At 64.9% G+C, this 20,166-nt stretch carries 16 protein-coding genes and 1 pseudogene; 8 read left to right on the top strand and 9 right to left on the bottom strand.

The window, feature by feature from the left end; genetic code table 11:
- Positions 1–9 precede the first annotated feature (9 nt).
- Entirely contained in the window at positions 10–570 is a 561-nt protein-coding gene (locus ACQ86E_RS12450) for a flavin reductase family protein (RefSeq protein ID WP_431205630.1), read from the bottom strand.
- Positions 571–669: 99 nt separating this feature from the next.
- Entirely contained in the window at positions 670–2,697 is a 2,028-nt protein-coding gene (locus tag ACQ86E_RS12445; protein WP_431205629.1) for a S9 family peptidase, read from the bottom strand.
- A gap of 214 nt (positions 2,698–2,911) precedes the next feature.
- Between ACQ86E_RS12445 and ACQ86E_RS12440 the strand changes: the two genes are divergently transcribed.
- Both ACQ86E_RS12440 and ACQ86E_RS12435 read left to right on the top strand, forming a co-directional pair.
- The gene (locus tag ACQ86E_RS12440) at positions 2,912–4,348 is read left to right on the top strand and encodes an MBOAT family O-acyltransferase (RefSeq protein WP_431205628.1); all 1,437 of its coding nucleotides are present in this window, start codon (positions 2,912–2,914) and stop codon (positions 4,346–4,348) included.
- Positions 4,348–5,457 (top strand): hypothetical protein, encoded by a 1,110-nt coding sequence (locus tag ACQ86E_RS12435; RefSeq protein WP_431205627.1) that lies wholly within the window; start codon positions 4,348–4,350, stop codon positions 5,455–5,457. The genes ACQ86E_RS12440 and ACQ86E_RS12435 overlap by 1 nt, the downstream gene beginning before the upstream one ends.
- Positions 5,458–5,532: 75 nt before the next feature.
- On the opposite strand, the gene ACQ86E_RS12430 is transcribed toward ACQ86E_RS12435, so the two are convergent.
- The 3 genes and pseudogenes from ACQ86E_RS12430 to ACQ86E_RS12420 form a co-directional block, all read right to left on the bottom strand.
- A complete protein-coding gene (locus ACQ86E_RS12430) occupies positions 5,533–6,720 on the bottom strand; it encodes a pyridoxal-phosphate-dependent aminotransferase family protein (protein WP_431205626.1) in 1,188 nt (395 codons plus the stop codon).
- A gap of 105 nt (positions 6,721–6,825) precedes the next feature.
- Positions 6,826–7,566: a thermonuclease family protein gene (locus ACQ86E_RS12425; protein WP_431205625.1), complete on the bottom strand. Its 741-nt coding sequence runs from the start codon at positions 7,564–7,566 to the stop codon at positions 6,826–6,828.
- A gap of 119 nt (positions 7,567–7,685) precedes the next feature.
- A pseudogene (locus ACQ86E_RS12420) lies at positions 7,686–9,415 on the bottom strand (hypothetical protein).
- Positions 9,416–9,839: 424 nt separating this feature from the next.
- Between ACQ86E_RS12420 and ACQ86E_RS12415 the strand changes: the two are divergent.
- Positions 9,840–10,688, top strand: coding sequence for a caspase family protein (locus ACQ86E_RS12415; RefSeq protein ID WP_431205624.1), 849 nt, complete (start codon positions 9,840–9,842; stop codon positions 10,686–10,688).
- Positions 10,689–10,811: 123 nt separating this feature from the next.
- On the opposite strand, the gene ACQ86E_RS12410 is transcribed toward ACQ86E_RS12415, so the two are convergent.
- The gene (locus tag ACQ86E_RS12410) at positions 10,812–11,696 is read right to left on the bottom strand and encodes an efflux RND transporter periplasmic adaptor subunit (RefSeq protein ID WP_431205623.1); all 885 of its coding nucleotides are present in this window, start codon (positions 11,694–11,696) and stop codon (positions 10,812–10,814) included.
- 472 nt (positions 11,697–12,168) lie between these two features.
- Between ACQ86E_RS12410 and ACQ86E_RS12405 the strand changes: the two genes are divergently transcribed.
- From ACQ86E_RS12405 to ACQ86E_RS12390, 4 genes are all read left to right on the top strand, one after another.
- Positions 12,169–12,345: a hypothetical protein gene (locus ACQ86E_RS12405; protein WP_431205622.1), complete on the top strand. Its 177-nt coding sequence runs from the start codon at positions 12,169–12,171 to the stop codon at positions 12,343–12,345.
- A gap of 109 nt (positions 12,346–12,454) precedes the next feature.
- On the top strand, positions 12,455–12,577 hold the full coding sequence (locus tag ACQ86E_RS12400; protein ID WP_431205621.1) for a hypothetical protein: 123 nt from the start codon (positions 12,455–12,457) through the stop codon (positions 12,575–12,577).
- Positions 12,578–13,038: 461 nt separating this feature from the next.
- Entirely contained in the window at positions 13,039–13,311 is a 273-nt protein-coding gene (locus tag ACQ86E_RS12395; protein WP_431205620.1) for a hypothetical protein, read from the top strand.
- 151 nt (positions 13,312–13,462) lie between these two features.
- Positions 13,463–14,911: an acetyl-CoA hydrolase/transferase family protein gene (locus tag ACQ86E_RS12390; RefSeq protein ID WP_431205619.1), complete on the top strand. Its 1,449-nt coding sequence runs from the start codon at positions 13,463–13,465 to the stop codon at positions 14,909–14,911.
- Between the two features lie 27 nt (positions 14,912–14,938).
- Here the strand turns inward: ACQ86E_RS12390 and rpsU are convergent, their stop codons facing one another.
- The 3 genes from rpsU to ACQ86E_RS12375 form a co-directional block, all read right to left on the bottom strand.
- Positions 14,939–15,214 carry a 30S ribosomal protein S21 gene (gene rpsU, locus ACQ86E_RS12385; protein WP_431206459.1) on the bottom strand — a complete coding sequence of 92 codons (276 nt, stop codon included), beginning with the start codon at positions 15,212–15,214 and terminating at the stop codon, positions 14,939–14,941.
- Positions 15,215–15,451: 237 nt separating this feature from the next.
- Entirely contained in the window at positions 15,452–18,115 is a 2,664-nt protein-coding gene (locus tag ACQ86E_RS12380) for a bifunctional diguanylate cyclase/phosphodiesterase (RefSeq protein WP_431205618.1), read from the bottom strand.
- 114 nt (positions 18,116–18,229) lie between these two features.
- Entirely contained in the window at positions 18,230–18,919 is a 690-nt protein-coding gene (locus ACQ86E_RS12375) for a hypothetical protein (protein WP_431205617.1), read from the bottom strand.
- A gap of 154 nt (positions 18,920–19,073) precedes the next feature.
- Between ACQ86E_RS12375 and ACQ86E_RS12370 the strand changes: the two genes are divergently transcribed.
- Positions 19,074–20,132, top strand: coding sequence for a LysM peptidoglycan-binding domain-containing protein (locus ACQ86E_RS12370; protein ID WP_431205616.1), 1,059 nt, complete (start codon positions 19,074–19,076; stop codon positions 20,130–20,132).
- The last annotated feature ends 34 nt before the right edge of the window (positions 20,133–20,166 follow it).

Below are 20,166 nucleotides of genomic sequence, written 5' to 3'. Positions count from 1 at the left end.
GCGGAACGGTCAGAGCATTCCGGGCCGGAACAGCTTGCGGTATTTGCGTGTCTCGGCGCCGGAGATCATGAACTCGCCGTCGCCGCGATAGTGGATGGTCTTCGGCAGCTTCGGTGCCGTCGCCACGTGCGCCTTGACCACCTCGAAGATGAACATGTTGTACTTTTTCACCTGGCTTGCGTCGGCAAGCTGGCATTCGAAGCTGGCATAGCACTCGTCGATCAGCGGCGCCCGGACATGCATGCCCGGCTTGGGCGTCAGGCCGAATTCGCCGAACTTGTCGATATCGCGCCCTGAGCTGTTCCCGATTTTCACGACCGTCGTTGCGAGGTCGGCGGTCGGGATGTTGATCACGCATTGGCGACTGCTGCGGATCAGATCGAAACTGTGGTTCGCGCTCGAGATGATGCAGGCCACCAGCGCCGGCGAGAACTCCATCATCATGTGCCAGCCCATCGTCATGATGTTGGTCTGGTCCTTGTGGGCCGAGCTCACAAGGACGATGGGCCCCGGCTCGAGCAGGCGGCGGACGTTCGAGGTCGGAAAATCCCGCTTGATGTAACGTCGCATGCTTGCTCCTGTAGCCCGGATGGAGCGAAGCGCAATCCGGGGCGGTGCTCGTTTTGAGTAAGGTCCCGGATTTCGCTGCGCTCCATCCGGGCTACGGGATTACACCCCGGCTTCCGCCATCCCCGCCGCCCACAGCGCGAACGCGTAGACGATCGCGACCTCATCGAGGCGGTCGAAGCGCCCCGATGCGCCGCCGTGCCCGGCGCCCATGTTGGTGCGCAGGAGCACCGGACCGCCGCCGCTCATGGTGGCGCGCAGGCGGGCGATCCACTTGGCCGGCTCCCAATAGGTGACGCGCGGATCGGTCAAGCCGCCCATCGCCAGGATCGCCGGATATTCCTTCGCGGCGACGTTGTCGTAGGGCGAGTAGGACAGGATCGTTCGAAAATCCTTCTCGCTCTCGATCGGGTTGCCCCATTCGGGCCATTCCGGAGGCGTCAGGGGCAGCGTGTCGTCGAGCATGGTGTTGAGCACGTCGACGAACGGCACCTCGGCGACGATGCCCGCGAACAGCTCGCCGGCGCGGTTGGCCACCGCGCCCATCAGCATGCCGCCGGCCGAGCCGCCATGGCCGACGATGCGCTTGGCGCTGGTGTACTTCGCGTCGATCAGCGCGCGGGCGCTGGCCGAGAAATCGTCGAAGCTGTTGGTCTTCTTCTCGCGCTTGCCGTCGAGATACCAGCCCCAGCCCTTGTCGGCGCCGCCGCGGATATGGGCGATGGCGTAGACGAAGCCGCGATCGACCAGGGACAGGCGATTGGCATTGAACGAGGCCGGCATCGCCATGCCGTAGGAGCCGTAGCCGTAGAGCAGCAGCGGCGCCGATCCGTCGAGCTTGAGGCCGCGACGATAGAGGATCGACACCGGCACCTCGGCGCCGTCATGCGCTTTCGCCATGATGCGCGTGGTGACGTAGTCGGCCGCATTGTGGCCGGACGGAATCTCCTGGCGCTTGCGCAGGTTGCGCGTGCGCTTGGCCATGTCGTAGTCGTAGACTTCCGACGGCGTCGTCATCGACGAATAGGCGAATCGCAAATTCGTCGTCTCGAATTCGTAGGAGCCCATCGTGTCGAGCGAATAGGCGGCTTCGTCGAAGGCGATGGCGTGCTCTTCCTTCGTCACGAGATCGCGGATCACGATTGCCGGCAGCGCATTGGCACGCTCCAGCCGCACCAGATGGCCGGCATAGAGGTCGAGATCGATCATGTAGATGCCCGGTCGATACGGGATCAGGTCGCGCCAGTTCGCGCGCTCGGGCGCGGAGAGCGGCGCGGTGACGATCTTGAAGTCGATGGCGTCGTCGGCATTGGTGAGGATGAAGAGCTCGTCGCCGCGGTCGGCCAGCGAATACTGCACGCCTTCCTCGCGCGCCGCGACCAGCCGCGGCGGCGCTTCGGGATGGGCGAGATCGATCAGCCGCTGCTCGGAGGTCTCGTGGTCGCCGCCCGCGATCACGCAGAAGCGGCCGCTGGTGCTCTCGTGCAGATGGGTGAACCAGCCGGCATCCTGCTCTTCGTAGACGAGCGTGTCGCCGGCCTGCTTGGTGCCGAGCGTGTGCAGCCACACCTGCATCGGCCGGTGATTGTCGTCGAGCTTCACGTAAAAGAAGGACTTGGCGTCCGCAGCCCAGACCACGCCGCCATCGGTCTCCTCGACAACGTCGTCGAGATCCTTGCCCGTGGCCCAGTCGCGGACACGGATCGAAAAATATTCGGAACCCTTGGTGTCCGCGCTCCAGGCCTGCAGCTTGTGATCGTTGGAGTGACGGCTGCCGCCGAACTTGAAATAGGTGTGGTCCTTGGCCAGGGCATCGCCGTCGAGCACGATCTGGCCCTCACCGCCGTCACGCGGCATGCGGCCGAACAGCTCGTGCTGCCCGCCTTCGCGGAACTTGCGGAAATAGGCGAACGGCCCATCCGGCGAGGGGACGCTGGAATCGTCCTCCTTGATCCGCCCGCGCATCTCGCGCACCAGCGTCTTCTGGAGGGCTCCGGTATGGCCGAGCAGGCTCTCGGTGTAGACGTTCTCTTCATCGAGATATTTGCGGATGTCCGGATCGAGCACTTTGGGGTCGCGCAGCACCTCCTGCCATTTCTCGTCCTTCAACCAGGCGTAGTCGTCGGTCACGGTGATGCCGTGCCGCGTAAAGGAATGCGGCCGGCGCGGGGCGACGGGGGCTGGGAGGGGGTCTTGGTCTGGGGCACTCGATCCTCATTCAGATGTCTGTCTCGTCTTATATCGTCCCGATCCGACGAATTGCCAGCGACCGCACCAACCCGCCGGGTTGTTGATCGCCCGCTGGTATGCTTTAGGGACGATATCCCGCCGCCGGTCCAGCCTGATGCTGTTCAATTCCTATCCGTTCATCCTGCTGTTCCTGCCGATCGTGCTGGCCGGGTATTTCTGGCCCGGGCTGCGCAGCAATCTGGCCCCGGTGATCTGGCTGGCGGCGGCTTCGCTCGCCTTCTACGCCATCGGCAACTGGCAGTTCGTGGCGCTGCTGCTGCTGTCGATCGCCTTCAACTACGGCGTCGGCCATCTCCTCATCGTGGCGAAGCTCACCCCGCCGCAGCGAAAGGCCGCGCTCGCGCTCGGGGTCGTCGGCGATCTGCTCGTGCTCGGCATCTTCAAATATGCCGGCTTTGCCACCGACAACATCAACGCGCTGTTCGGCACGCATGCCGCGATCCACATCCTGCTGCCGGTCGGCATCTCTTTCTACACCTTCACCCAGATCGCGTTCCTGGTCGATGCGTATCGCGGCCAGGTCGCTGCCTATGCGCTGCCGCATTATGCGCTGTTCGTGACTTATTTTCCGCATCTGATCGCCGGGCCGATCCTCCACCACAAGGACATGATCCCGCAATTCGAGCGGGAGGAGTCCAAGCATCCGGACCCGCATCTGATGCTGTGCGGAATCATCATCTTCGCCATCGGCCTGTTCAAGAAGACCTGCCTTGCCGACGGCATCCAGCCGCTGGTCGCGCTCGCCTTCGACGCGCGCGCGCCGAGCTTTGACCAGGCCTGGCTCGGCGCACTCGCCTACACGTTCCAACTCTATTTCGATTTCTCGGGCTATTCGGACATGGCGATCGGGATCTCGCTGATGTTCGGCATCTTCCTGCCGGTCAATTTCAACTCGCCCTACAAGGCGACCAGCATCGTCGAGTTCTGGCGGCGCTGGCACATGACCTTGTCTCAGTTCTTGCGCGACTATCTCTACATCCCGCTCGGCGGCAACCGTCGCGGCCGCGTGCTGCGCTATGTCAACCTGCTGCTCACGATGCTGCTCGGCGGCCTCTGGCACGGCGCGGCCTGGACGTTTGTCATTTGGGGCGTGCTGCACGGCGCCTATCTCTGCGTCAATCACGCCTTCAATGCCCTGGTGCCTGATGTTCCGGCATCGCTTGCGTGGCCGGTCCGCATTGCCGGAGCCGCGTTGACCTTCCTCGCCGTCGTCGTCGCCTGGGTGTTTTTTCGCGCCGAGAGCGTTGCATGGGCGCTGCGGGTCCTCCGCGCCATGGCGGATCCCGCGAACATCGTCTTCGGCCGCGATGAGATCGCGGCGCTGGTGATGGTATCGATTTACGCGGCACTGGTGTGGTTGGCGCCGAACACGCAAGCGATCATGGGATATGATCACGGCAATCGCCGGGTCGGCGAGGCCTTGTGGGCAGGACGCATGCGGCCGCTAGTCCTCTACGGCGCGTCACTGGTGCTCGCGTTCGGCATTCTGGGCATCCAGAGCCACAGCGAATTCATCTACTTCCGGTTCTGATGCGCCGCGCCTTCACCAGCCTGAAGCGTCTCATCCTCGCGAGCATCACCTGCGTGCTGGGCGCGGCTGCGCTCACTTATCTGGTCGATCCCCTGCAACTGTTTCGCCCGTCGCGTCTCGTCGCAGCCGGTTACTCCGAAGACACGCGCGTGCAGAATGCCGGGCTGATCCGCAGCCAGCTGTTCGACACTGCCTTCATGGGCACCTCGCTGGCGATTCATTTTCGCCAGAGCGACATCGACCGCGCGCTCGGCGTCCGCTCGCTCAAGCTGGCGATGACCGGCTCCAATTCGCGCCAGCAGGGCCTCGTGCTGGAGCAGGCGATCGACCACGGCGCCCGGCGCGTGATCTGGGAGATGGACGATTTCATCTTCGTCGATGCCGCGGACATCGAGGCCGATCCTTATCTATCGGTCGATCTCTATCGCCGGACAACAAAGGGCATCGCGTCCTATCTGTTCAGTGCCGCGATGGCGAAGGAATCCCTGTTCGGGCTATTGCGGTCCATTCCGCCGCTGCGGGACCCGCTGACACGGGCTGCACCTTATCTCCCCGTCAAGTTCGCGCTGTCCGATGTCGACGACATCTACGCGCTGCCGCGAAATTTCGACGTCGCGCGCGGCTACAATGCGCAGAGGACGCTTGCCGCCTTCGCCTATATCACCGATCCCGCTCGCAGCCGTTTCCTCGGCGAAGGCTATGGCTATGAGGCCATGGTCCGGCATTTCGAGCAGGATGCGGTCGCTCTGATCACGCGCCATCCCGATGTGACCTTCGACATCTACTTCCCGCCCTATTCGATCCTGCAATTCGTCGCGATGCGCGATGCCTCGCCGGAGACGCTGAAGATCGTCACCGATCTCACCGCACATATCGCGCAACGCCTGTCCCAGCTTTCCAACGTCCGTCTCCACGATTTTCGCGCAATCAAGGCGGTGACGCACGACCTCGACAATTACGCCGACGTCATCCACCACTCGCCGGCGGTGGACGCGATGGTGCTGGGATGGCTGGCGCGTGGGGAATACCGCGTCGACCCGAACGCGCCGCTTGTGTCGCTGGAGGAGCTGAAGGCGCAGGTGGAAGCGTATCGCGTGCCACAGCCTTAACCAGATGCTCCGCTGTCGTCCCGGACAAGCGATGCGCGCCCCGGGACGACAGCGGAGGGGGCGCGGGCTGTCGGCCTACGCCGCCACCTCGTCGCCGAGATACGCGACCGCCGCCTCGAGCCCGCCCTTGCCGTGCGGAATCTTCAGCGCGTTCAGGCCGACCTCGATGACACCGAGCGTGCCGAGCAGCATCGGCGCATTGACGTGGCCCATATGGGCGATGCGGAACGCCTGGCCGGAGAGATCGCCGATGCCGGTGCCGAGCACGACGCCGCATTTCTCCTTGCAATAGCGTTGCAGGATTGCTGGATCATGTCCGTTGCTCATGGTCACCGTGGTCACGGTGTTGGAGCGTTCGCTCGCTTCCGCGATGTTGAAGCCGAGCACCTGGCCTTCCGACCATGCGGAGACCGCGCGGCGCGTGGCTTCGCCGAGCAGGGAGTGGCGGCGGAAGGCGTTCTCCAGCCCTTCCTCGTGCAGCAGGTCGATCGCCTGGCGCAGCGCGAACAGCAAGTGCACCGGCGCGGTGCCGGCATATTTGCGATAGTGCTCGCTGCCCTCGCGCTCGCTCCAGCTCCAATAGGGGGTCGACATGTTCGCCGTCTTCTGCACCTCGCGCGCGCGCGCGTTGGCGGCGACGAAGCCGAGGCCGGGCGGCGTCATCAGGCCCTTCTGCGAGCCGGACATCGCGACGTCGACGCCCCATTTGTCCATCTCGAACGGCATGCAGCCGAGCGAGGCCACGGTGTCGACCATGTACAGGGCGGGATGGCCGCTCGCCTTGATCGCCTTGCCGATCGCCTCGATGTCGTTCTGCACGCCGGACGCGGTATCGACCTGGACGACGACGACGGCCTTGATCGCGTGCTCCTTGTCGCGGCGCAGGCGCTCCTCGACCTCTTGCGGACGCACCGCGCGGCGCCAGTCGCCCGTGAGCACCTCGACCTCGGCGCCCATCAGGGCTGCCGCATGGCCCCAGCCGATCGCGAAGCGGCCGCTCTCCAGCACCAGCACCTTGTCGCCGCGCGACAGCACGTTGCTCAGCGCGGCCTCCCAGGCGCCGTGGCCGTTGGCGATATAGATGTAGGACTTACCCTTGGTGGCAAACAGGCCCGAGATGTCGCGGAGCAGGCTCTCGGTCAGGTCGGTCATCTGTTTGGAGTAGATGTCGATCGCCGGACGATGCATCGCCTGCAGCACGGCGTCGGGCATCGTGGTCGGCCCGGGGATGGCCAGAAATTCCCGGCCCGCGCGAACGGTCATTGCTGTCAGTCCTTGTTGCTTGAGAACAGGTGGTGGGTCGCTCGCTGCACTTTTACGCCGCGCTGCAGTGCAAGAAAAGGCCGGAAAACGCAGGTCTGAGGTGGGCTAACGTTTCGTCTCGCGGCAGCCCGCGGCCTCCGCCTCCTCGACCGAACAGAACCAGCGAGTGCCCTTGCTGATCCGCATCTTGATCTGGGTGTACCAGCGGCTGGTCGGCTGGTGAAAAATGCACTCGCCGGCGCTGTTCACGTTGCCCTTGATGGTGCAGTCGGGCGAGGGCGCGACCGGCCCCGAGGCCGAGGCGAGCAGCACAGCATGCGCCCCGTCCGGCGGCTTGGTGGCACCCAATATCGTCGTCTTCTTGTTGCGAACGCGCCAGTCCCAGGGGGCAATGAAAGCCCCCTGCCACATGCCGGCCTTTGCCTCGCGTGCGGCGGCCTCGTCGGCGTCGTAATCGTGGGAGACGCGGGTGTAGGCCAGCGCCCAGCCGCTGCGCACGAGCCATTTCTGGATATCCTCGCCGCCGACCTCGCAGCGCGCCACGGTCCGGCCGCGCCGGTCGATCGAGCGGGCATGGCAGAGCCAATTCTTGCCCTCGGCATGTTTGGCAAGTTCGTCGCGGGCGGCGATGCCGCAGGTCCAGCGCTCGCTCTTGGTGTTGAGGCAGAGCTGGTCGACCTGTGGCGCGTCGATGCCGCCGAGCCGGACGCGTGTGTTGCCGATCATGACGGCATCGCCGGAGCGAACCTTGGCCGTGCCGGAGATGTCGGCGGCCGCAGCCGGCGAGGGCGGGGTGAGCTGGGACAGGCCGAGCAATGACAGCGCAATCAGGAATTTTCGCAACATACCGATCCGCGTGTGAACAAATCTCGATAGAGCCTGCAATTGTGGTCGGCTTTTGTCCGCGCGGCCAGCGCCTGCCTGACAGATAGGCTTTCAACTTCCTGTCATTGGGCGCGTCTTGCTTACCTCCGCCCGGCCATCGCCCGCTTCGCCACCGCCAGTCCCATCAGCACGAACGCCGAGGTCACCTCGGGCCCGCCGACCAGAATCCGCGTCGGCGTCTTCATCTTGTTCCACTCATAGGCGCGGAACGGACCGCGGCGGCCGCCTTCGCCGAGGCTGGCGACGATCACGTTCAGCGCCGGCGCAAACGCACGCGGGTCGGCGCCGAGATGGCCGAGCGCGATCAGCGCCAGCGCCGCGTCGAACACGTTCATCTCGGCGGCCATCAGCTCGCCCTTCACATAGGAGAGCACGCGGTGGCGGATGAAGTCGAAATCGCCGTCGGGGTCGATCACAGCCTGCGCCGCCAGCGGCAGCGCCAGGAAGGCCGCATAGCAGCGGCCGAAATAGGCGCTGTAGAGCTCCGGCAGATAATAGATGTGCGAGCGCGGATTGGCGAAGGCGCCTGAGGCGGCGAGCCGCTTCTGGAAGCCGATGATGCGATGCACGGTGGCTAGCCGCGCCGGATTCTCCAGGATCTGCCAGCGCGCAAGGTTACGAAAGCTCACCTCGAGAATATCGAGATTGAGGGTCGGATCGAGATCGTTGCCATAGGGCCGCTCGCCTTTGAGATTGTCGATCCAGGTCGCGACCCCGCCCTCGTAGTCGATATTGTCGTTGATCGGCACGGTCACGCGCGGCTCGTTGACGCCGGCGCGCACCTGGTAGCCCGCATAGAAATCCAGCAGCGGCTGGTCGATGATCGGATCGGTGCAGCCGGCCTGCGTTGCCGCCGAGATCGAGCATGCCGTGGTGTCGCAATCCGGCACGTAGACGCCGAAGCCGAGCTCCTGCTTGATCTGCGCGAAGAAGCGCGAAAAGCGCGGATGCGGCGCCGGCGCCAGTGCGGTGATGACGTTGAACCGCGCGCCGTCCAGGCCCTCGACCTCCTCGCGGCTGATGTTGACGCAGAAATCCACCATGTCGGCGATGGCGCGCTCTGCCGCGATCTTGTCGGCCGGCGAGGCGAGCCCGGTCTCGGCATAGCTCAGCAGCGCCTCGATGAAGAACGCGTCGTAATAGGCCGAGCGGTGTCGGATCTGCACCGGCTCCCACATCGGTTCGGCAATGCCGGTCCAGGGTGGATTGATCACGTCGGCTGCCTTCGAGCGCGCGATGAAGACGCGGGCAAGGTTGAACATCAGCGAGGAGTTCTTGTAGCCGCGCGCGTTCAGCCCCGTCAGCGCCATGATCAGCTCGCGCCCGCGAAAATCGGGGTCGCCGATCAAATTGAAGGCGGCATAGGTCGGCAGAAAGCCGTTTCGGCGGTACGAGCCGAGCAGATGCTGCGCGCAGTCGCGGATCACGCCGTCGATCTGGGCCTGCGGCGGCGCCGAGCCCGTGAACATTGCGGGGGCGGTTTCGGATGGTCGAGCGCGATGCTGTCGACGAGATCGGCGACGGGCTGGCCGACCGCCGCCCAGTCGGGCTCGGCCTCGTCGCGGGCGTGCGCGAGCGCCGCGCGCAGTTTGCCGAGCTTCGCCTCGTCACGCAGCTCCGGCAGGCCAGCACGTCGCAACAGCACCCGCAGTGCGGGATTGCCGAGCGCGGTCTTGTAGAACTTGGCCAGATGCGGATCGCCGCTGGTGGTCGCAGACAATACGGGATCGCAGACGTCATAAAGAGAGGGGCCGTCCTTCGGCGCCAGCAGCGCCCGGCAGGCGGCGCCGGCAAAATAATGAAAGCTCATGAAATACCTGGTCGCGGGGCCTCGGCCGGGGGCCGGCCGGCACGCTCCCACCTGCGTGCCACCCCCTGCAAGTCTTTGAAAAAGCTACCCGGATTCGCAGGAAATACAAATGTGAGGGATCTCACGGAAAAATCCGGCACGAGGGCTGCATATTTGACCCCCGGAAGGCTACGGGGATCGCGAAAATGCGCAAATTGTGGTCGCTGAATTAATTAATCTATTCAGCGACTTAGCTCAAATTTTGGGCAATCTATTGCCGGGGAGGCGATATCCGGTTAAGGGTTTGTTTGGTGCGGCGCCGCAAATTGCGCGCAATTCGGGGGCACACCCCCGGCCAATCCCTCAAACCTGAAGACGCTATCGCGCTACTTAATCTGTGTGCGCGCGCTTGGCTGGTCTTTGGCACTGACAGGAATGAAGCGAGATGAATGTAAGGCAGCTCGACATTTCCCGACGCACGATCGCGGTGGCCGCAGCCCTCATCGGGACGGTCTCGCTCGTGATCGGCGCCCACGCTGCCCTCAACATGCGTGCGCTCGATGCCGCCAAGGCCGTTACGACCGACCAGGTCACCGGCTCGATCGGCCATGCTTCGCGCCTCGCTCTCGTCATCGGCAATGGACATTATCCCGACGCCGGCGTGCCGCTGACGCAGTCGATCAACGATGCCCGCGCGCTGTCCTCGTCGCTGCGCAAGAACGGCTTTGACGTCGACATGGTGGAAGACGCGACCAAGGACGACATGGTCCGCGCCGTCAACCGCCTGAAGTCGCGGATCAAGCGCGACACCGTCGTCATGCTGTTCTTCGGCGGCTTCGGCGTGCAGGCAGGCCGCCAGAGCTACATGCTTCCGGTCGATGCCGTGATCTGGAAGGAAAGCGACGTCCGCCGTCAGGGCGTCTCCATCGACGGCGTGCTCGACATGATGAAGGAGCAGGGCGCCAAGGCCAAGCTCGTCGTGGTCGACGCCTCCCGCCGTAACCCCTACGAGCGCCGCTTCCGCTCCTACAGCCACGGCCTCGCGCCGATCAGTGCGCCCGACAATGCGCTGATCCTCACCTCGGCCTCGCCCGGCAAGGTCGCCGACGACGGCAAGGGCGACCACAGCACGCTGGTCAGCGAACTCCTCGGCAATCTCAATGCGCAGGGCAGCGCCGAAAGCGTCTTCAACAAGACCCGCGTCGCCATCTCCCGCGCCTCCGAAGGCGACCAGGTCCCGACCGTGTCGTCGTCGCTGCTCGAAGACGTCCATTTCGACGCAGCCGGCGGCTGATTTTTCACGGCTGTCGTAGGGTGGATTGCGAAGCGTAATCCACCAATTCTCTGTCAACTCGGACGGCAAATAGGTGGATTACGCCTTCGGCTAATCCACCCTACGGCGTGCTTAGCTTGGCTGCTACTTCGCGGCTTCCGCGGCCATCACCGGGCGCACCGGATCGCCTTCGCGGAGCAGCGCGCCGGCGCGGGCGACGACGATATCGCCTTCGTTGAGGCCTTCCCGTACCTCGATATTGCCGCCTGACATCAAGCCGATCTCGACGCGCTTGGTCTCGACGCGGTTGCGGCGAATCACCTGCACCACGGTGCCGGCGGTCGAATATTGCACCGAGGTCAGCGGCACCGCGACGTTGCAGCTCTGACCGGTCTTGATCAGCGCGCGTCCGCTCGCATTCAGCAGCAGCCGCTTCTGCGAGGAGATGCCGATATAAACCAGGCCCTGTTGGATGTTGGGTTCGACGGTCGGCCCGATGCGGCGCACCTTGCCGTCGATGTCGCCGGCACCGGCAATGCGCACGGTCGTCGGCTGATTGATCGCCAGCTTTCGGATATCGGTGGTCGCGACCAGGCCGACCAGATCGTATTCGCTGCGTGCCACGATCGTGAACAGCGCTTCGCCCTTGGCCGAGGCGAGATTACCGATCTGCGCGGTCGACGTCGCGATCACGCCCGCGACGGGGGCGGTGACCTGAAGCGAGCCGCCTTCCGGCAGCGCCAGCCGCGCCAGCACCTGGCCGGCCGTGGTGGTGTCGCCGGCCTCCGCCAGCACGTCCGTGACCTTCAGGCCCGGACGCTCCGGCCGCACCGAGGTCTCCTCGCGCGCGATGATCGTGCCGGTCGCCTCGACAATGTCAGAGAAGCAGGATTTTGCGACCTTCAGCACCGTGACCGCCGGCCCCTTGGGCGCGTCGTCATCGGCGGCGAGCACGGGCTGGGCGCACAGCAGCAGCCCGGTGAGCGCAACGAGATGTCGGGAAAAGGAACGCGCAGGCAATGGACGCATCGGTCATTCCGGTTGGGGCCTTGACGGCCTCATCGTTAGCAGAAGCGACAGCGGCGAGCCATGGTCCGGCCGGATGAGAATGCCGCAGCAGCAGGCGGCGCGATGCCTCCTGTTGAATTAGTCGCCGCCAAGGCCGCGAGGTTCGCTGGAGCGTTTGCCCTCCCCTGGAGGGCGATCGATACCGAATTCGCATCGGTCGCGAATGCTAGCGCACCGCTGCGGTCAAGTCGCGGGAGGGCGGACGCGGACCGGTCGGGTGGTCAGGCGGTCCGAGCACTGTCCACACGGCCACCGCGACCAGGGCTGAGGTCAGGATGGTCCAGGCAACGAGTCGGTCCCGCATCAAGCCAAATCCGTCGATGAAAGCTCGATCAATCGTGCACCGCAAACAGCGGCGGTCCTATGAACTCGTTCACAGCCGAAAACAGCGCATGCGATACGAACAATTGCCGCGCCGGCGCATTGACTCGGCATGTCCCGTGACAACGATCTCGAAGGCAAGCCCGACATGGGCGGCAAGCATGGCGGCCAGGCCGGCCAGCCCAAACCCCCGCCGCGCCCGCGCGAAGGCGCGCGGGATGAAGACGTCGTGGCAAAGCGCCACACCGGTCAAACCGATCGCACGCCCCCGCCGACCAACAAAAAATAGCGCCGCGCTTCGCCCGCGCCACACCGTGCCGCAATCGCGCCGGGAACGGCAGCGTTGGCTTGCCGTTACCTTGATCCCCGCGGGCGGTGGAGATCGAACGGAGGCTGGCATGTTTTGGATTTATTGGAACACAGCCTGGTCGCTGATCATCAGCGGCATCATGGTCGCCACCATCGTCAGCCATCCCGACTCCGAATTCGCCGAAGTGCGTGCCGCTAAGCGGCTGATGTGAACTCCGGGGCCGCCTGAGACGTTAGCTGTCCGATCGTTGCGTCACCTTCACGGTGAAGTTGCGGTCCGAGGTCCGGTTTGGATTCGCCTCCGTTTCCGGGCCTCGTCTCCGCCGGAGGGGCGGACGTTTTCAGCGGCGGCTGGCGTCGGTCGATGCCGAAGGGGCAGAGACCGCAAGGGCGGCCGGCGTGTTGTGGTCTGGTACACGTTCGGTGACCGCACGTGCCGGCTACCTCGCGGGCGAAGATATTCGAAGGCCGGCATGAACACCGCGACCGCGTCCACACCAGGAAAACATGCAATCGTTCAGGTCGATTTCTTGGTGGAGACAGTATGAGAGCTGCGGGCCCGCTTCGACCGCTTTCGCCAAATTGGAACTTTATTGATCTCAGGACCGTTGTCGGGAAAAAGATGTAACCATCCCTTTGATCGCCTGGGTTGTCGACAACAGATAAAAATTGAATGATGGACGACAAGAAATCGATCGAGGATATTCTCTCAGGCTTGAGGAGAGAATCCCCTGCCAAAGCCGTCCAGGCCCCCGTCAGGAATTTCGAGCATCTCAGCGACGAGGCCGTTCTGCGTCTCTACGACGGGATCCGCCGTCAGGTCGACGCCGACAAGGCGCTCGGTGACAAGTATCGACTGGTCGGTGCCGCGGCCAGGGAACGAGCGGAACGCCTTCGCGAGGAAATCCTCGAACGCGGGTTGAAATTCACCCCCATCGTCTGGTAGCCGGCGCTGTGCGCGTCTCGATGGCGTGCGCGCCCGCTTGATCTAAATCATCCGCACACGGCCGATTTGATGGAGAATCCGTGAATCCAGAGAGGTTCACGTGCCCATTGATCGTTCGCGCATCGCGTCGCCGGCCCTTCGTTCGAAAATCATGTCGGCTGATGATGCCGCCGCGCTCGTGCCGCACGGCGCGAATGTGGGCATGAGCGGCTTTACCGGATCGGGTCACCCGAAGGCGGTCCCGACGGCACTGGCGCGCCGGATCGAGCAGGCGCATGCGCGCGGCGAACCATTCCGGATCGGCGTGTGGACCGGCGCTTCGACTGCGCCCGAGCTGGATGGTGCGCTGGCCAAGGTCAACGGTGTTCAGCTGCGCTTGCCCTACCAGTCCGATCCGGTCACGCGCGAGCGCATCAACGCCGGCGCGATGGACTACGTCGACATTCACCTCAGCCATGTCGCGCAGTTCGTCTGGTTCGGCTTTCTCGGACATCTGGATGTGGCGCTGATCGAGGTCACGGCCATCCTGCCGGATGGCAGCCTGGTGCCCTCGAAGTCCATCGGCAACAACAAGACCTGGCTCGATCAGGCCGATCGCATCATTCTCGAAGTCAATTCGGGGATGAGCACGGCCCTGCAGGGCATGCACGACGTCTACTACGGCACCCGGCTGCCGCCGCACCGCAAGCCCATCCCCATCATCGCGCCCGGAGACAGGATCGGCGAAACCACGTTTCGCTGCGATCCCGCCAAGGTCATTGCCGTGGTCGAGACCAATGCTCCGGATCGCGACACCAGCTTCGCCGCACCCGATGCGACATCCGAGGCGATCGCCGGCCACATCCTCGAATTTCTGGGGCACGAGGTTCGCCGCGGCCGGCTGCCGCCGGAATTGCTGCCGATCCAGTCCGGTGTCGGCAACGTGGCCAATGCCGTGATGGCGGGACTCGAGAACGGCCCGTTCTCAGGGCTCACCGCCTATACCGAAGTGCTGCAGGACGGCATGCTGAACCTGGTTCGCTCCGGCCGGATGGTGCTTGCCTCCGCCACCGCGCTGTCGCTCAGTGCCGACGCGACCCGGCAATTCGATCGCGACATCGAAAGCCTCAAGACGAAAATCGTGCTGCGCACGCAGGAGATCTCCAACCATCCCGAGGTGATCCGGCGGCTGGGGGTGATCGCAATGAACGGATTGATCGAGGCCGACATCTACGGCAACGTCAACTCGACCCACATTCGCGGCACCACCATCATGAACGGGATCGGCGGCTCCGGCGATTTCGCGCGCAACGCCTATCTCTCGATCTTCATGACGCCGTCGACCGCCAAGGGCGGATCAATCTCGGCGATCGTGCCGATGGTGACGCATGTCGATCACACCGAGCACGACGTGCAGATCATCGTGACGGAGCATGGTCTCGCCGATTTGCGCGGCCTGTCTCCGAAACAGCGGGCCGCGGTCGTCATCGGCAATGCAGCGCACCCCTCGTTCCGGCCGGCATTGAAGGATTATTTCGACCGTGCGTGCCGGCTCTCCCCTGGAAAGCACACGCCGCATCTGCTGGACGAAGCCTTCCGCATGGTCGATCCCTTGCGCTGAGGAGCGGAACCGTCGGGGCGGCTGCGTTCAGCTCGCGGGCCTTGCGGTCTGCGGCAAGCCGGGCTTGCGCTCCGGAAGCTTCTTTTTCGGAGGCGCAGGAAGCAGGCCCTCCCTGATCATCTGCTTGCGGGCGAGCTTGCGGGCCCGACGAATGGCCTCGCCTTTCTCGCGCGTTTTCTTCTCGGAAGGCTTCTCGTAGGACCGCCGCTGCTTCATCTCGCGAAAAACGCCTTCGCGCTGCATCTTCTTCTTCAGAACACGAAGCGCCTGATCGATGTTGTTGTCGCGGACGAGGACCTGCAATTGAGATTCCTTGGCTAGGCTGCGAAATGAGGCAGTCCTGCACGCAGCCGATTGCGCAGGAGTTTCATTGCGATCGTGAGGGTGACAGCAACGGCGATCTGGTCCGCCGGCCTCGAACACGCGAGCGACTTGGCATCGCGATACAGTTCGGGGGCGACGTGAACACTCCCGGGCGGCCGTGTCAATCGATAAGGCGTTCCTGGACGTCAATTCGCGGTCCGGAACCCGCGCGGGGCGCTAGGCGGCCACCGCCTGCGCGGCCAACAATTGTTTCAGCTTTGCCGCCGGCACCGCCGGGCTGAACAGCCAGCCCTGCATCTGGCTGCATCCGAGCTGACGCAGCACGTCACGCTGGGCTTCGGTCTCGACGCCTTCGGCCGTCGTCGCCATGCGGCGGGCGGCGGCCATGTGCACCACCGCCTGCACGATCGGAGATGAATCCTCGGGCTCGCCGATGTCGCTGATGAAGCTGCGGTCGATCTTGATCTTGTCGAAGGGGAAACGGTGCAGATAGCTCAGCGACGAATAGCCGGTGCCGAAATCGTCGAGCGCGATTCGCACGCCGAGTTCGCGCAGCTGCTGCAGGATCGTCAGCGCCTCCTCGTCGTCGCGGATTAGCACGGTTTCGGTGACCTCGAGCTCGAGCCGGCCGGGCGCGAGGCCTGATTCCGCGAGCGCGGCGGCAACCTTGAGCGCCAGCGTCCGGGCACGGAACTGCACCGGCGAGACGTTGACGGCGACATGGATGTTGCCCGGCCAGCTGGCGGCTTCGGTACAGGCCTGCTTCAGCACCCATTCGCCGATCTCGCCGATCAGTCCGGTCTCTTCCGCGACCGGGATGAAGTCGGCTGGCGAGATCATGCCGCGTTCGGGGTGGCGCCAGCGCAGCAGCGCCTCGCAGCCGGTGACGACATTGGCCGCAAGGTCGACCAGCGGCTGGTAATGCACCTCGAATTCGCCGCGGGCGAGCGCCTGGCGCAGATCGAGCTCGAGCTGCCGGCGCAGCCGCGCCTTGGCGTCGTATTCGGGCACGAACAGGCGGAAGGTGCGGCGGCCCTCCGACTTCGCCGCATACATCGCCAGATCGGCGCGCTTGAGCAGGTCGTCGAGATTGTCGCCATGATCGGGCGCGATCGCGATGCCGATGCTGGCGTCGGTCGGAATCTCCTGGCCCTTGCAGTTCACGGGCGAGCGCAGCGCCTTGAGGATATCTTCAGCCAATGCCGTCAGTTCGGCCGGGTCGCTGGTTCCGGCCTTGACGATGGCGAACTCGTCGCCGCCGAGACGCGCGACGAGATCGTTGCCGCTGACGCAGGCGCGCAGGCGGCTCGCGACCTGGCGCAGCAATTCGTCGCCGACCTCGTGGCCGAGCGAATCGTTGACGCCCTTGAACTCGTCGACGTCGATATAGAGGATCGCGAACGGCTTGCCCTGGGCCAGCTCCGCCACGCGGCGCTCCAGATGGCCGCGCATCAGCACGCGGTTGGGCAGGTCGGTCAGCGCGTCGTAGTGCGCCATGTGGGCGATGCGCTCGTCGGCGCGGATGCGCTCGGTGACGTCGTCATGGGTGGCGAGCCAGCCGCCGGAAGCGCCGGGCTGGTTCTTGATCTCGATCAGGCGGCCGTCGGAAGTCTCCACGATGGCGCTCTGCGTCAGTCCGACCCGGCTCAGGATCCCGTCGCAATAGGCATCGACGTCGCCCTCGAACGAGCCGGTGTCGAAGCGATGCTGGATCACGTCGCGGAAATAGGCGCCGGGCTTCACCACGTCGGTGGAGAGGCCGTACATCTCGATGTAACGTCTGTTGCAGACGATCAGCTGCTCGTCCTGATCGAACATCAGAAGGCCCTGCGTCATCGTGTTCAGGGCGGTGTCGAGCCGCTGCTTCTCGATCGACAGCCGGCGCGTCATCTGGCGGAAGATCAGATAGAGCGTGAGCACGAGCAGGCCGATCGACAGCACCGCGACGGCGACGAAGAATTTGGTCTGTGAGCGCCAGGTGGCGAGCGTCGCGTCCAGCGATCGGGTGGCGACCACGACCAGCGGTTCGCCGGTCAGCATGCGCGAGGCGACGATGCGGTCCTTGCCGTCCATCGGGCTGGCGAGCTGGGTCGTGACGAAAGTTCGCTCGAACACCGCCATCTGCTCGGGCGTGCCCTTGCGGTAGTTCTGCCCGATCATCGCGTCGACATGCGGAATGCGTGCGAGCAACTGGCCGCTCTGGTGGTGCATCGCGATCGAGGAATCCTCGCCGAGCCCGCTCGATGCGAAGAAGGATTCCAGTTGCTCGGGCGCGATCGCGCGCGACACCATGCCGAGGAATTCGCCGTGCGGACCGGAGATGCGGCGTGCGAACACGATCGCGGGTCCGTCGCCGAACCGGCCGGGCACGACCTCGATCTCTTCCTGTGCGGCGGGATCGTTCATGAGGCGGTTGAAATAACCGCGGTCCGATACCGAGATGTCGGCGACCGGCCAGCGCTTCGACGAATTGATCAGCACGCCCCTGGAATCGAACAAATTGGCGCCGGCGATGTCGGACCAGCCGCTGGCCTTGGCGCGCAGCACCTCGTGCATCGCGAGGGTGCCCATCTCGCTGCGGAAGATCTCGGTGGATTCGATGCCGTGGCTTTCGAGCTCGGCGATGATGCTCTTCTGCAGCACCGCGAAGTCCTCGAACTCGCGGTCGAAATGCCGGGCCAGCAGCCGCACGGCGCTCTCCAGACTGGCGCGGCCGCTCTCGATCGCGTTCTGCCGGAAGCGGTCGACGGTGAGCGCGGTGCCGATGGCCATCGCGACCATCAGCACGACGCCGCCGGCGATCAGCCACGTCAACGGCGCGCCCTGCCAACGTCGGAGCGACGCGCGCATGCGCGCGGTCCATCGGATCGATGTGCCCATCCAGCCCTCCCGTGGGATGCAAGATGCAGCAAAACCGCCAAGACCCCGTTACCGACAAGGGTTAGGAAATGATGAATCGGCACTGAATCAGTGGGTTGGTGCGCCGTCCGGCGCTCACCGCCGAATTTCCCATTTCAACGCTTCCGCGTTCCCCTTCGCGAACATCGCCGGCACGTCGAACTTGCCGGTCTTGAGGTCGTAACGACATTTCCAGTCGGCGAGCCCCTTCACGGCGACGTTCTTCGGATGCTTGTCCATTTCGCCCGACAGCGAGATCACGAGGTAGCGGTTGGCGGGCCAGTCGACGCCGAGCCAGCGATAGGCATCTTCGGTGCCTTTCATCAGATTGGCCGAGATGTGGTAGTCGAGCTTCATCCTGGTGTCCGGCCGGCTGCGGAAATAGGCCCAGGCGAGATCGCTGAGCGACGTCTTGGTCGCGTTCACGAACGCGCCGTTCTCGACATGATAGAGAAACAGGTCCTGCGCGCCGGAGCCGGTCTTTTGCATCCGCACCAGCCATTGCGAGTCCGGGGTGAAGCGGAAGCCGGCGCCATAGCCCTGCTCCGGCCTCAGCTCGGTCATCGCCTCGCCGTGCCGCGCCCAGGCCTGCCATTTGACGTCGAAATTCCCGCCGTCCTTCATGTATTGCTCGATCCGGGTGGCGCCGTCCGGCGAGGTGAAGGCAAGATCGGCATTGTCGGTGAGAACGTAGTCCGGCGGCGGGCCGGATGCAGCAAGGACCGGCGAGACGGCCAGTGTCAGGGCAAGCGCCAGCCATGGTGCGGGGCGAAAAAGCGCGGTCACGGGAAAATTCCCTGAAAAATGCCGCAGCGCGGCCTCGCTCATTTGACGCCGAGGGGGCTGCGCCGGTTCATCCCATCGACCGTCTTGCTGCCGCAGCCAAATCGGCGCAATTTGCCGCCTACGGCCGATTTGCCACCCAAGGGTTCATGTCCTGATGATCACCGCGACCAAGGCCTTCATTGCATTCTGTCTGCTCGCATTGGTCGGCACCGTGCTGGTGATCGGCCCGACCGAGCTGCGCCGCCTCATGCCGGGTGGGACGAAGACCGAAATCGCGGCAGCCACGAAGCCGGAAACCAGGCCGGAGCCGAGGGCCGAGGCCAAAGTCGAGGCCAAAGTCGAAACCAAGACGGCGGCCAAACCTGAAGCCAAACCTGAAGCCAAGACCGACGAGCCAAAGCTCGCCGCCACGGCGCCGTCCGCGCCATCCGCCCCGAAGGCGGATGCGATGGCCGAGACGCAGAAGCAGGTGACGGCGCTGGCCGATCTCGTGCCGGCCAAGCCGCCGGCGGCAGCGACCGACGCGGGCCCCCGTTTCGACGTTGCGCGCGTCGACGATCATGGCGAGGCCGCGGTGATTGCGGGCGTGGCCGTGCCGGGCGCCAGGGTCGAGCTGCTGCGCGACGGCCAGCCGCTCGATGCTGTGGTGGCCGATGCCTCCGGCCAGTTCGTGATGACCCCGCCGAAACTTCCCGCCGGCTCCTATGAACTGACGCTGCGGGCGAAAGCGCCTGACGGCACCGTCACGCAGTCCGCCCGCACCATGCCGGTGACCGTCGCCGAATTGGCGCCCCCGCCCGCGCGCCAAGCGCCGGCCGCCCGGCCGGAGGCGAAGCAGGCCGAGAAGCCGGATGAGAAGTCGGATATCGTCGCGGCTCTTGCCGCGCCGCGCCTGTCGACCGCATCGGAAAAATCAGCGGCGCGGCCGCGGCTGACGGGCGCACCGAAACCACGGCTGATGGCACATGCGCCGGCCGCGCCTGCGGCCACGACGGTCGTATCGGCGTCGACGGCGGACGTCTTCAACACCGCGCCCGCAGGGACCGGCAGCCGGGTGATCACCCGCGGCGACAGCCTGTGGACCCTGAGCCGGCTCGCTTACGGCGACGGCGCCCGCTACGCCGTGATCTTCAACGCCAACCGCGACAAGATCCACAATCCCAATCTGATCTATCCCGGCCAGACCTTCGTGCTGCCGCAGAAGGCGGAGTGAGCTCTCCCTTCGTCATGCCCGGGCTTGTCCCGGG

This window comes from Bradyrhizobium betae (assembly GCF_050632175.1).
Taxonomy (GTDB): domain Bacteria; phylum Pseudomonadota; class Alphaproteobacteria; order Rhizobiales; family Xanthobacteraceae; genus Bradyrhizobium; species Bradyrhizobium betae_B.
Note: the sequence above shows the minus strand (reverse complement) of the source record. Positions and strands in the feature narration are given on the sequence as shown.

Excerpts from the sequence above, each read along its gene's own strand:
- ACQ86E_RS12400 (WP_431205621.1), top strand. The coding sequence starts at position 12,455 with ATGTTTTGGATTTATTGGAACACAGCCTGGTCGCTGATCATCAGCGGC.
- ACQ86E_RS12450 (WP_431205630.1), bottom strand. The coding sequence starts at position 570 with ATGCGACGTTACATCAAGCGGGATTTTCCGACCTCGAACGTCCGCCGC.
- ACQ86E_RS12435 (WP_431205627.1), top strand. The coding sequence starts at position 4,348 with ATGCGCCGCGCCTTCACCAGCCTGAAGCGTCTCATCCTCGCGAGCATC.
- ACQ86E_RS12405 (WP_431205622.1), top strand. The coding sequence starts at position 12,169 with ATGTCCCGTGACAACGATCTCGAAGGCAAGCCCGACATGGGCGGCAAG.
- ACQ86E_RS12380 (WP_431205618.1), bottom strand. The coding sequence starts at position 18,115 with ATGGGCACATCGATCCGATGGACCGCGCGCATGCGCGCGTCGCTCCGA.
- ACQ86E_RS12370 (WP_431205616.1), top strand. The coding sequence starts at position 19,074 with ATGATCACCGCGACCAAGGCCTTCATTGCATTCTGTCTGCTCGCATTG.
- ACQ86E_RS12410 (WP_431205623.1), bottom strand. The coding sequence starts at position 11,696 with ATGCGTCCATTGCCTGCGCGTTCCTTTTCCCGACATCTCGTTGCGCTC.
- ACQ86E_RS12415 (WP_431205624.1), top strand. The coding sequence starts at position 9,840 with ATGAATGTAAGGCAGCTCGACATTTCCCGACGCACGATCGCGGTGGCC.
- ACQ86E_RS12440 (WP_431205628.1), top strand. The coding sequence starts at position 2,912 with ATGCTGTTCAATTCCTATCCGTTCATCCTGCTGTTCCTGCCGATCGTG.
- ACQ86E_RS12430 (WP_431205626.1), bottom strand. The coding sequence starts at position 6,720 with ATGACCGTTCGCGCGGGCCGGGAATTTCTGGCCATCCCCGGGCCGACC.
- ACQ86E_RS12390 (WP_431205619.1), top strand. The coding sequence starts at position 13,463 with ATGTCGGCTGATGATGCCGCCGCGCTCGTGCCGCACGGCGCGAATGTG.
- ACQ86E_RS12395 (WP_431205620.1), top strand. The coding sequence starts at position 13,039 with ATGATGGACGACAAGAAATCGATCGAGGATATTCTCTCAGGCTTGAGG.
- ACQ86E_RS12425 (WP_431205625.1), bottom strand. The coding sequence starts at position 7,566 with ATGTTGCGAAAATTCCTGATTGCGCTGTCATTGCTCGGCCTGTCCCAG.